The 11,838-nt window shown below is 64.8% G+C and carries 11 protein-coding genes; 7 read left to right on the forward strand and 4 right to left on the reverse strand.

All coding sequences use genetic code 11. The annotated features are described in order from the left end of the window. Positions 1-76: 76 nt before the first annotated feature. Positions 77-2,527 carry a DUF4175 domain-containing protein gene (locus CW354_RS06315; protein ID WP_104829193.1) on the forward strand — a complete coding sequence of 817 codons (2,451 nt, stop codon included), beginning with the start codon at positions 77-79 and terminating at the stop codon, positions 2,525-2,527. 90 nt (positions 2,528-2,617) lie between these two features. Here the strand turns inward: CW354_RS06315 and CW354_RS06320 are convergent, their stop codons facing one another. Together CW354_RS06320 and CW354_RS06325 are read right to left on the reverse strand one after the other, a co-directional pair. Further along, positions 2,618-3,133, reverse strand: coding sequence for a phosphoribosyltransferase (locus CW354_RS06320; RefSeq protein WP_104829194.1), 516 nt, complete (start codon positions 3,131-3,133; stop codon positions 2,618-2,620). Positions 3,134-3,201: 68 nt separating this feature from the next. Beyond that, positions 3,202-4,707, reverse strand: a complete 1,506-nt coding sequence (locus CW354_RS06325; protein ID WP_104829195.1) for a zinc-ribbon domain-containing protein — start codon at positions 4,705-4,707, stop codon at positions 3,202-3,204. 92 nt (positions 4,708-4,799) lie between these two features. Here CW354_RS06325 and ftsE point away from each other — a divergent pair, with 92 nt between their 5' ends. From ftsE to CW354_RS06350, 5 genes are all read left to right on the forward strand, one after another. Next, on the forward strand, positions 4,800-5,495 hold the full coding sequence (gene ftsE, locus CW354_RS06330) for a cell division ATP-binding protein FtsE (protein ID WP_104829196.1): 696 nt from the start codon (positions 4,800-4,802) through the stop codon (positions 5,493-5,495). Between the two features lie 2 nt (positions 5,496-5,497). Further along, entirely contained in the window at positions 5,498-6,451 is a 954-nt protein-coding gene (locus CW354_RS06335; RefSeq protein ID WP_104829197.1) for a cell division protein FtsX, read from the forward strand. A gap of 107 nt (positions 6,452-6,558) precedes the next feature. Next, entirely contained in the window at positions 6,559-7,158 is a 600-nt protein-coding gene (locus CW354_RS06340) for a YdcF family protein (RefSeq protein WP_104829198.1), read from the forward strand. A gap of 6 nt (positions 7,159-7,164) precedes the next feature. Beyond that, complete coding sequence (locus tag CW354_RS06345; RefSeq protein WP_104829199.1) at positions 7,165-7,908, forward strand: lysophospholipid acyltransferase family protein; 744 nt, start codon at positions 7,165-7,167, stop codon at positions 7,906-7,908. Then, on the forward strand, positions 7,901-8,881 hold the full coding sequence (locus tag CW354_RS06350; RefSeq protein WP_104829200.1) for a DUF2125 domain-containing protein: 981 nt from the start codon (positions 7,901-7,903) through the stop codon (positions 8,879-8,881). The genes CW354_RS06345 and CW354_RS06350 overlap by 8 nt, the downstream gene beginning before the upstream one ends. Here CW354_RS06350 and CW354_RS06355 read toward each other — a convergent pair. Next, positions 8,878-9,231 carry a MarR family transcriptional regulator gene (locus CW354_RS06355; RefSeq protein ID WP_104829201.1) on the reverse strand — a complete coding sequence of 118 codons (354 nt, stop codon included), beginning with the start codon at positions 9,229-9,231 and terminating at the stop codon, positions 8,878-8,880. The two genes, CW354_RS06350 and CW354_RS06355, sit on opposite strands and share 4 nt — an antisense overlap. Positions 9,232-9,304: 73 nt before the next feature. Next, positions 9,305-10,675: a leucyl aminopeptidase family protein gene (locus CW354_RS06360; protein WP_104829202.1), complete on the reverse strand. Its 1,371-nt coding sequence runs from the start codon at positions 10,673-10,675 to the stop codon at positions 9,305-9,307. Between the two features lie 132 nt (positions 10,676-10,807). Between CW354_RS06360 and CW354_RS06365 the strand changes: the two genes are divergently transcribed. Further along, positions 10,808-11,818, forward strand: a complete 1,011-nt coding sequence (locus CW354_RS06365; RefSeq protein ID WP_104829203.1) for a tetratricopeptide repeat protein — start codon at positions 10,808-10,810, stop codon at positions 11,816-11,818. Positions 11,819-11,838 lie beyond the last annotated feature (20 nt).

Consider the following 11,838-nt stretch of genomic DNA (forward strand, 5'->3'; position numbering starts at 1 on the left):
CGATAAGCCAGACTGAGGCAAGCGTGAGGCCGAACGGCGTCGACGGCGGCCGCCCCGGCGGGTAAAGTGCAAGAAGATGACCACAGACGTGACACAGGCGAGAACAAAGCGGAAGGCCGTTCCGGGCGGCGCCGCGATTTTCGCCGCCCGGCTTGTCCTTTTTTGGGAACGGGTCTGGCCCGCCATCCTGCCCGCGCTGGCGGTCCCGGCGGCCTATATTTTCGTCAGCCTGTTCGATCTGTGGAGATTAACCCCGTCATGGGCGCACTGGCTGGCCCTGACGCTTGGCGCCGCCGGGTTCGCGGGGTTGCTGTTTCGCGATCTGCGCGGCCTTGAATTCCCCTCGCGCCGGGAAGGGCAGGAACGGCTCGAAGAAGACGGCGGCGTTCTCCATGCGGCGCTGCAGGCGCTCGACGACAAGCCGTTCGAGGCCGATGAGACCGCATCACCCCTTTGGCGCGCGCATCTGAAAGAGAGCGCCGAACGCGCCCGCGCGGCGCGGCTGAGACGCGCCCGCGAGACCGCGAGCGAACGCGATCCCTGGGGCTGGCGGTTTATCGCGCTCGGCCTGCTCGCCATCGCCTTCGTCGCGGGCGGCCGGGATTCGCTCGACAGGCTGGCGCTCGGGCTCGATCCGGGGGCCCATGCCGGCGGCGGCAAGCTGGTCGCCGATCTGTGGATCGAGCCGCCCGCCTATTCGGGCCGCGCGCCGATCTATCTGTTGCGCGCCGGCGAGGCGCTTCCCACTGAGGCCGCGCAGGTCGACGCGCCGGAAGGCTCGCACCTTGTCGCACAGGTGAATGGCGGCGGACGCGCGAAACTCGTTTATCAAACGCAGGGCGAAACCCTGCGCGGCGCCTTCGAGCGCGAAGACAAGGCCGGCCGCGCGGAGATCGCCATTGGCGAGAGCGGGCTGTTGCGCCTGACCCTTGGCGGCCGCGAAGGCCGCTGGCCCATCGGCATCATCGGCGACGAGGCGCCGAAAGTCGTCTTCATCGAACCGCCGGCGCGCACCGACGACGCCCGCGTCGATTTCGCCGTGGCGCTTGAAGACGATTACGGCGTCACCGACGCGCGCCTTGTCATGCGGCTCGACCCGGCGCAGGAGCGCCCGCTCGACGCCCCGGCGCTCGATCAAAAAGCCCTCGAAGAAACCCGGACCTTCCCTCTTGAAGGCGTCAAGGGACGTCAGGGCGAGCGCACGATGACGCTCGACCTTCAGTCCGATCCCTGGGCGGGGCTTAAAGTGCTGGCGAAAGTCGTTGTGCGCGACGGCGCCGGACAGGAAGGCGACACCGGCGAGGCGGCGTTGACCCTCCCCACACGGATGTTTTTCAACCCGGTGGCGAAGGCCGTCATCGAACAGCGCCAGACGCTCGCCGTCGCCGCCGAGGACTGGCCGCGCGCCGCCCGCTCTTTCGACGCCATCACCCTGGCGCCCGACATTTTCTATGCGGAAAAACCCACCGATTATCTTTTGTTGCGCGCCGCTTTCTGGCGGGTGATGCGCCGCAACGGCGACGATTATGATGATGCGGTCGAAAAATTCTGGCCGCTCGCCCTGCAGCTTGAAGACGAAGCGCTGGAGCTCGCCCGCCAGCGCCTCGAAGCGGCGCGCGAGGCCTTGCGCCAGGCGCTCGAACGCGGCGCCAGCGACGAGGAAATCGAACGCCTCGTGGAAGAGCTGCGCCAGGCGATGAACGATTATCTGACGGCGCTGGCGCAATCGGGCCAGCCTATGGAAAGCCAGCCCTCGCAAAACGCGCAACAGCTCGAACAATCGGATCTCGACGACATGCTCGACGCCATTCGCGATCTTTCCCAACAGGGCGCGAACAACGCGGCGCGGCAGATGCTCTCGGATCTTGAAAACCTTCTCGACAATCTGCGCCTGTCGCAGGGCGGCCAGGGCCGCAGCGGACAAGGACAGGGGCAGGGAAGCGGCCAGCAAAGCGGCGGCGCCGCCGGACAGGCGGGCGATCTTATCGGCCGGCAGCGCGAACTCTCCGACGAGACCTTCGAACAGCGCCAGTCGGGCGAGCTTAATGGCGACGGCCTCGCCGCGCGTCAGGGCGAGCTTGGCGGCGATCTCGACGACCTGATGGACGCGCTCGAAGGCGATCCGAGCGCCGACCCCAACGGCGAGGCGGAGCGCTCTTTGGGCCGCGCGCGCAGCGCCATGCGCGAAGCCGAAGGCGCGCTCGCCGGCGACGATTTCGCCGCCGCCAATGACGCCATGGAGCGCGCCATTCAGAATTTGCGCGACGGCGCGGAAAGTCTCGCCCGCGAACAGATGCGCCGTCAGGCGCAAGGCCAGGGCCAGGGGCAGGAAGGCCGCCGCAATCAGGGTTTCGATCCGTTAGGCCGTCCCGCGGGCGAAGCGCCCGGCGACGGCGTCGAAGTGCCGGGCGAAGGCGATGCGGGCCGCACCCGCGCGGTGATAGAAGAACTGCGCCGGCGCCTCGGCGAACCGGGCCGCGACGACGAGGAAGTCGATTATCTCGAAAGACTGCTGGAGCGGTTTTAAACGCAAACAGGACGATCTCCGCGAGGCCGCCTTCCGCATAGGCTTTAGATAATCAGCGTACTGCTCATTTACGCCTTGCCGCCCGGCGCTCTAATTCACCGCGCCGAGAAGCGGCAGCCCGCGCTTGCGGCCGTCATCGTCCATGCCGTAGCCGACGAGAAAATCGTCCGCACCCGCCTCAAATCCGATATAATCGCATTTAAGATCTTCGGCGTGGCCGGTGAGTTTTTTGACGAAGACGCAGAGCTTCACCGCCTCGGCGCCGCGATCCTCGATCATGCCCTTGCCGAAATGAAGCGAGCGCCCGGTGTCGAGAACATCGTCCACCAGCAGGACCGTCCTGCCCTTGATGTCGATGGAAAAATCCTTGAGCAAGGTGACGACGCCGGACGAGGCGCGCGCGCCGCCGTAAGAGGAAAGCTGAACGAAATCCACATGCGGATCGGCGCCGTGACGGTAAAGCGCGCGCAACAGATCCGCCGCAAAAATGAACGCGCCCGTCAGCACCGGCGCCAGCAGAAAGTCCGGGGGCAGGTCCCGCGCCATCTCCGCCGCCATGTCGTCGATGCGTTTGGCGATCTGATCTTCGGTGAAAAGCGTGCGCATGACTGGTCTCCGGACTGCCGCATGAAGCGACCGCTCTTAAGAGCTTTTCACCCGAAAGGCCAGTTGGCCTACTCCTTCGCCGGCAGGAGGCTGTCGAGCACGCTCTTTTCCGGCGCAAAGGAAAGCGCCACTTCCGCAACGCCGTCCGGCGCCGGGGCGCGGGTCATGAAATCGACGCTGGCGCCTTCGGCGACTTCCGTCTCGCTGGCGGCGAATGTCCAGCGCGCCAGGAGCTCGCCCCGGGGCCCGAGCGCTTCGGCCTGCAGGAGGGGCGCGGCGACGGCCGCCTCGGTGTCGTTCGTAAGCTTGCCGGTGATCTCGATGGTCGGCCCGCCGGTCGACATGGCGAGACGGTGGTTCACATTCTCGATGGAAAGCCCGTAAGGGTTCGCCTCGATGCCGATCACGGCGTAGGCGTCGGCGGCCTTCGGCGCGGCTTTGACGATCTCGTCGCGATAGATGAAGAGCGCGTAGGCGGCGCCCGCGACCACCGCAAGCCAGGCGGTCCAGCCGAAGGCGCGCAAAGGCGTCAGCCGGTTTTTCTCCCGCGACTCGGCGCGCCGCCGGGCCTTCTTCAAGGCGCGTTCAAGCTCGCGCGGGGTCACGCGAAGCGCCGCGAAAAACTCTTCATCGAACGCATCGGGATCGAGCGGACGGACATCCTCCATGCGCGCCAGCGCGGTCGCGCGGCGGCGTTCGGCGCGGATCCGGCGGCCGAAGCCGCGGCCGCGCTCGCCCGCCCCGTCGCCGACATCCTCCCAATCGGCGTCGACGACATAGGCGCCGTTGAAGGCGTCGTTTTCATCGTCCCGGTTTTCATCGTGGCCGCGCGCGTCTTCGTAACGGTCGTCCGAGCGATCATCCGGGCGCGCATCCATGCGTTCGTCATGACGCTCATCATGACGGCGGTCGTTTTCATCGTCCGCAAAGCGCAGCGATTCGCGCGAGTCCCTGTCATCGCCCTTGTCATCATCCTTGTTCTTGCGCTTGCGCGCGAAGAACGGACGGCGCTCGGCCTCGTCGTCATCGTCCTCGACGAGAAACTGGCGGCCCTTGCGCCAGCCTTTCTCGGCGGGCGCGTCATCCTCGTCGCAATAATCGCTCCGGGCGTCGCGGCGCCTGTCGTCGCGGCCGGCATCGCCGCGATATGACTCTTCGCGGTCATGACGGCTCGCCGGCGTATCGAACAGCGAATCATCGTCTTCATCGTCGTCGAAACCGCCGCGCGGTCCGCGCCGGGCGGAATAGCCGCGCCTTTCTTCATGATTGTCTTCGCGTTCGTCGTCACGGTCGTCATAGGCGCGCCCGCGCCTGCGGGAGGCGCGGCGGTCGTCGCCGTCTTCATCGGCAAAGCCCACCTTGATGCGCGGGCGGGCTTCGTCCTCTTCGTCCTTGTCTTTGTTTTTACGGCGCGATGAGGGTTTTTCCTCAAGCGGCTCGACGTCGATCAGCTCCGGCGCCGGCACGAACCAGCTTTCGCCGCAGGCCGAACAGCGCACCGATCGCCCGTTTGGGGAAAACCGGTCGTCGTCGACATCGTAGCGCGTGGCGCAATCGGGACAGGTGATTATCATGTCGGGCCAGAATCGTTTAAGGGTTCGCTGGCGACAGGCGCGCGCATCAGGCCGCGCCGTTTTGCCATGCTGGGATCAGGGCCGGGATCAGGATGAACGCCGGGAAGGAAATCGTCAGATTCGAAAAAGCCGGCCTCGCCTATGAGGAGGCGCCGGAAACGCTGAGCGACATTTCGATGACGCTGCGCGAAGGCGAGTTCCGTTTTCTCACCGGGCCTTCCGGCGCGGGCAAAACGTCCCTCTTGAAAATGATTTACCTCGCGCACAAACCGACGCGCGGCCGGTTCTTCCTGTTCGGCGAAGACGCCATGGAGGCGCCGCGCGAAGCATTGCCCGCGCTGCGCCGGCGCATCGGCGTCGTCTTCCAGGAATTCCGTCTCCTCGATCATTTCACGGCCTATGAAAATGTCGCGCTGCCCATGAAAGTCGCGGGCGTTAACCAAAACCAATACCGGGAAGACGTAAGCGAACTCTTAAATTGGGTGGGTTTGGGCGACCGCATGGACGCCAAGCCGGCGACGTTGTCGGGCGGCGAGAAACAGCGCGTGGCGCTCGCCCGCGCGCTTGTTTCAAAGCCGGATCTCATCCTCGCCGACGAGCCTACGGGCAATGTCGACCCCGCCATGGGCGAGCGGATTATGAAATTGTTCGTGGAGCTCAATAAACTCGGCGCCGCCGTGATCGTCGCGACGCACGATCTCCATCTCGTTCAGTCGATCGGCAAGCCGGTGTTAAGAATTGCTAACGGAAAGGTAACGCGCAGCGCCGGGGCGGGCGGCGCCGGATAATCATGACGCAGGCGGAAGAAACAAAAAAGCGCGGAAAAAGCGCCGGGGACAAGCCGGCTCGGCGCGGCCTGTTCCGGCGCGGCACGGCGCCGCTCTTGCCGGAAGCGGGCGCTGCGGGCGCGCCGCTCACCGCCGTTATCGCCGTCATGTCGTTTCTGGCCGTGCTCGCCATGGCCACGCTCCTAATCGTCAATCACGCCGCCAGCGAATGGACGTCGGCCTTGAGATCGGAAATCACCGTCCAGGTGAAAGGCGCAAGCGCCGAGGATATTTCCAACGGCGTCGAGGCCGCCATGCGCGTCCTTAACGACACCGACGGCGTCCTTGAAGCGACAGCGCAGAGCCAGAAAGATTCGGCGGCGCTGCTCGAACCCTGGCTCGGCGAAGGCAATGTGGAGGCCTTCCTCACAATCCCGGCCATTATCGAGGTGAAGGCCTCGCCCGCCCTGCGCGACAATCTCGACCTTTTGCGCAACCGCCTCGCCGCCGCGGCGCCGGGCGCGAGCCTCGACGATCATGCGCGCTGGCATGACCGGCTCGCCAGCGCCGCGCGCTCCGGACAGGCGCTCGCCTTCGGGGTCTTTCTCCTCGTCATGGGCGCGGCCTGCGCGATTTCGATCTTCGCCGCCCGCGCCGGGCTCGCCGCCAATCACGAGATCGTCTCCGTCCTGCATCTGGTGGGCGCGACCGACGCCTTCATCGCCGCCGAAGTCCAGAGACGGTTTTTCATTCTGGGCCTCAGGGGCGCGCTCATCGGACTCGCCGCCGCCCTCGCCGCGCTTGTGCTGGCCGGTCTCGCCGTGCGCGCCGGCGGCGGCGCGGACAATTTCCTGCCGGATCTGCGGCTCGGCGGCTGGATGGTGTTGTGGCTTGTCACGGCACCGATCGCCACCTGCCTCGTCACCGCGCTCACCGCGCGGCTGACGGTGCTCAACACGCTCAGCAAACAATATTGAACCGCCGCGTCCGCCCCTGCATGCCGGCGGGGGCATGGCCGAGTGTCGCGTCAAGGTTAACTGGCGCGGTCGGAATCAATCGGCTATCGTAACGCCGGGCGGCGGTTTTGACGGGTAAAACTTTGAAAAAGCTGGTCTCAGCACTGATTTTCCTGGCGCTCGCCTGGGCCGGCGGGTTCGCCTTCTTTCTCGCCGCCCTGCCAAAGCCGGACGGGGAAAGACCGATCGCAGCGGACGGCATTGTCGTCTATACCGGCGGCGGCGGCGTCCGGATTTCCTACGCCATGGGCCTGTTGGCGGACGGCGCCGGTCAACGCCTTCTCATCTCCGGCGTTCACCCCGACACCTCTGCGGCGCGACTTTCGGAATTCTGGGTCGGTCCGCGCGAGCGGTTCGATTGCTGCGTCGATCTCGGCCGCGAGGCGCTGACCACGGAAGGCAACGCCGACGAACTGAAAAGCTGGGCCGAAACCCATCGCTACAAGCGCATCATCCTGGTGACGTCCGACTATCACATGCCTCGCGCCGTCGCCGTCACCCATGCGCGCATGAAAGGCATCGCCATTACGCCTTATGCGGTCTCCTCCGGCTATATCAGCGAGAACGGGCTGCCCGCCTCCTCCCAGGCCTTCGGCAAGCTCGCCGGCGAATACACCAAATATCTCCTGGCGCGCATCAAGGCGCTGATCCCGGCGAACGGCCGCTAGTTCAGCATGCTCAGACAGATCCGGTCCGCAGCCTTTGCAGTCTATCTTCCTGTCATTGTCGTGTTGATGGGCATAGGCTGCATGCCGGTCATGCTGTTCGGCGAGAACGCAGCGCGCGCTACAGTGAAGACTTGGTCGCGTCTTGCGCTTTTCGGCCTGAAATGGATCGCCGGCGTCTCCTGCCGCATCGAAGGCGCGGAAAACATTCCGCAAGAGGGGGCGCTGATCGCGGCGAACCACCAATCCATGTGGGAGACGATCGCGCTTTACGCCCTTGCGCCGAAGCCGGTGATGATCCTGAAAAAGGAGCTGACGCGCATCCCCGTCTATGGCTGGTGGGCGCGCGCGGCGGGCAATGTCACCATCGACCGCAAGGGCGGGGCGAAAGCGCTGCGCGCCATGGCCCGCGCCGCCAAAGCCCATACGGACGCCGGCTGTCAGGTCGTGATTTTTCCGGAAGGCACGCGTTCCGCGCCCGGCGCGCGCCAGCGCTATCAGCCGGGCGTCGCCGGCATCTATACGACCGCCGAGGCGCCTTGCGTTCCCGCCGCCCATGACAGCGGACGCTTCTGGCGCCATCCCGGGGGTGAGAAAATTCCCGGCGTCATCACCTTGCGGTTCCTGCCCGCCATCCCGCCCGGCCTTGACCGCAAGACATTTCTGCGCGAGCTCCAGAGCCGCATCGAAAGCGCCCGGCCCGACCTCGTTGAGGCCAATCTGACGGCGCCTCAAGGAAACGCAAATGGCTGACGCCCCCATCCGACTGAAACGCCGCTGGCTCTACATTCCCTTCGCCGTCGCGGCCGTCATCGTCGCCGGCTACTGGCTGCTCTGGCGCGCCGGCGCGGCGGAAATGAAGAAAGGCGTCGCCGACTGGGTCGAGGATCAGCGCAACGCCGGGTTCGAGGTCAGCCATGGCGCGCTCAAGGCCGAAGGCTTTCCGTTTTTCCTGCGCGTCCATGTGGCGACGCCGGAGATCGCCGCGCCAGGCGTCTGGCGCTGGCGCACCGAACGGCTGACGCTCGACGCGCTGCCGTACGATCTCAACCGGCTGATCTTTTCCGTACGCAGCGAACAGCATGTGGAGACGGCGGACTATGGCGCCTGGCGCGTCAACGCCGACGATTTCCGTTTTTCCATCGCCAATGACAAAGCGCGCGGTTGGGTCTTCGCCATGAATGTCGGCGACGCCCATGCGGTGCGCGATGAAGATAATGCCAACGCCGCCGTTGAACAGCTTGTCTTCGACCTAGCGCCCTCCGCCGAGGATCCGGCCATGCTGGTCTTAAGCCTCGCCGCGGCGAACATCAAAGCCGCCGCGCCCGATGGCGCATTTCGTTTGAACGGCGTGCAAACCGTCATGGCCGCAACACAAACGCAAGCGCTCGGCGATGCGGACCGCTGGCGTCAGGCCGGCGGCGAATTCATCATCAACGGCTTCAATGCCCAGCTTGACGAGGCGAAACTATCCGTCGCCGGAACATTATCGCTCGACGCGGCGCGCCATCCGAAAGGCGCGCTCAAGACGGAGATCGTCGCGCCCGAATCTTTCGTGAAAGCCCTGTCGCAGCTTGGGTTGATGAGCGAGGAAGAAGCGGACAGCGCCGGCGCGGCCCTGACGCTCGCCGCCATTGCGGGCGGCGGCAAAATCTCGGCGCCCATTGAGTTTAACGGCGGCGCGGCGCATCTCGCCGGGGTCAAAATTTTTGAGATGGAGAATTAGCCGTACATGGCGCCGAGCGCAGGCTCTTCCGTCTGCGCTTCCACCAGCCGCGCGAAACTGTCGAGATAAATGGCGCCGTCAGCGGTTTTCTGAACGATCACGATGCGCTTGTCGTTCATGTCGCGCACGCGCTTGATGAAGCCGAGAATGGAAAGCGCGTCGAGGGCGCGGGAAATCGCCGGCTTTGGCACGTTGAGATCGCGGGCCAGCGCGCGCACCGTATGGGGGCCGGGCTTTAAATAGACCGTCAGCAGGATCGCCCATTGGCGCATGGATAAATCCGGACTGTCCGCGCGCACGGCGTCGCACATGACTTCCCGCCAGCTTGTCAAATGATCCGTCGCCGCCATCGCCCGGCCTTACGCCCTTCCTGTGGAAACCAAGCTTTATGCTTGCAACCGTTCGGCCGGAAAGGGCAAGGCCCTATTGGGCGGGATAGCGGTCCTTAAGCACGCCGAAGAGGGCGCGAATCGTCTGCGCCTCCCCGCCGGCGGGGCGCCCGGGCGCGGCTTTGGGCCGCCAGGCGTAAATGTCGAAATGCATCCAGCTTGCGGCTTCGCCGGCGAATTTCTTCAAAAACAGGGCCGCCGTCACAGACCCCGCAAAAGACCCGCCTGAAATGTGATTCACATCGGCGATCTGCGAGGACAGCATTGATTCGTAACCGCGCCAGAGCGGCATCCGCCAGACCGGATCGGCGGCGCGGGCGGCGGCGGCCTGAAGATTTTCGGCCAGCGCCTCATCGTCGCAATAAAAGGGCGCAAGTTCGGGCCCCAGCGCGACCCGGGCGGCGCCGGTGAGCGTCGCCAACGAGATCATCAGTTCCGGCTCCTCCTCGCCGCCGAGCGTCAGCGCATCGGCGAGAATGAGCCGCCCCTCCGCATCGGTGTTGCCGATTTCGACGGTGAGGCCTTTGCGGCTTTTGAGAATGTCGCCAGGGCGGAAGGAATCGCCGGAAATCGCATTCTCCACCGCCGGAACGATCGCGCGCAACCGAACTTTGAGCCCGGCGCTCATGATCATGCCCGCCAGCGCCAGAACATGCGCCGCGCCGCCCATGTCCTTTTTCATGATCGCCATGCCGCCGGCGCCCTTAATGTTGAGCCCGCCCGAATCGAAGGTCACGCCCTTGCCCACAAGGGTCAGCTTGGGCGCATGCGCGTCGCCCCAGGTCATGTCGATAAGGCGGGGCGCGGCCTTCGCCGCCCTCCCCACCGCATGGACCATGGGAAAATTTTCAGCGAGGAGATCGTCACCGACAATAACGTCGATCTGCGCGCCATGGGCTTCAGCGAGATTGCGCGCCGCCTGCTCCAGCGCGGCCGGACCCATGTCGCCGGCCGGCGTGTTGACGAGATCGCGTGCGAGAAAGACGGCTTCGCCCGCGCGCCGCGCCGCCTCTGCGTCTGCATTCTCCGGCGCAATCAGGCGCGCCTCGGCGGACTTTTGCTCCTTATAGCGGTCGAAGCGATAGCCGCCCATGAGCCAGGCGAGAGCCGCCAATGTCGCCGCATCGGGCTCAAGCGGGTCCGCCAGAACATAATCGCCTTTGGGCAGTTTTTCCGCCGCAGCCGCAAAAATAAACGGATCGCTTTCGTCGCCGAGACCGATGACCGCGGCGGCGCCATCGGTGAAAACGCCGCCCGCCTCGCCGGTGAAGCCGTTGGCGCGCGCCAGCTCTTTCAACGAGGCCGGGGCGTCGCTTTCATCAAGCGCGCCGTCGCGCACGGCATGGATCTTTTTCGCCGCATCCGCAGCGTTTTTTTCATAGTCGCTTAACAGGTTCCCGCTCATGAATATTCCGTTAACTTACCAATTTCGAATCCGGTTAGATTGGACATTAATCATACGGTTAAGCCTTTATTGAATTCCTTGCGCCACCATGGCGGGCGAAAATCCACATGGAATTCCTTGAGGCGCAAACCCATGCTTAACGCATCCAAGCTTGCAACGAAACAACTTCTTGTCACCGGCGCGGCGCTTTTGCTGCCTGCCTGCGCGTCTTCTCCGCAAACGGCGTCAAAAGGCGCGAGCCACGGCGACTATGAAGATGCAATCGGCGTTTATTCCGATCCTACAGTCGCCGAAGGCATGGATCCCATCGCCGCAGCGGCTTTTTGGGGCACGCGCTACAACACCGATCAGTCGGATCCCAATGTCGCGGTGAACTTTTCGAAATCCCTGCGCAAGATCGGCTCCAATGAAGAGGCCGTCAGCGTGATGCAGAAAGCCGCAAACCTTCATCAGGACAACGGTGCCGTCAGCCTTGAATACGGCAAGGTGCTGGTTGAAAGCGGCCGCGCCTTTGAAGCGGTGCGCTATCTTGAAACCGCCGTCGCCAAGGCGCCGACGGACTGGCGCGCCCTTTCCGCCTATGGCGTCGCTCTCGATCAAATCGGCGAACATGACGCGGCCCGCGCCAAATATGACCGCGCGCTCGCCATGGCGCCGGGCGAAGTCATGCTGCTCAACAATAAGGGCCTTTCCTTCGCGCTGGACGGCAATCTTTCCATGGCGCGCGCCACCCTGCGCCAGGCCACGACGAACGCCGGCGCCAATGCGCGCATCCGCCAGAACCTTGCGCTGGTGCTCGCTCTTTCCGGCGAGATGCGCGAAGCCGAGCGCCTGGCGCGCTCCGATCTGCCGCCGCTTGTCGCCGACAACAATATCGACGTCTATCGCCAGCTGATGAACCAGCCCGCTTATTGGGATCAATATGCGGCGAGCGATGTCGAGACGCCGGATTTCGACGACGCGCCCGCCGCGCCGCTTTCGCCGTCGACGAAGCCCGAGCTTCAGGAAGAAAAAGCGCCGGAAGAAAAAGAAGAAAAATCCAACAGCGCGCCCGTCGCGCTGATTGAAGTCGCGCCGGTGACCAATGCTTCGATGACCGAAGACGAAACCGGCGTCGAGCTGAAAACCGACGACGCCGAATAATCGACCGGCCCAGGGGGTCG

Origin of the sequence: Hyphococcus luteus, from assembly GCF_002943565.1 — a bacterium.
Classification (GTDB): domain Bacteria; phylum Pseudomonadota; class Alphaproteobacteria; order Caulobacterales; family Parvularculaceae; genus Hyphococcus; species Hyphococcus luteus.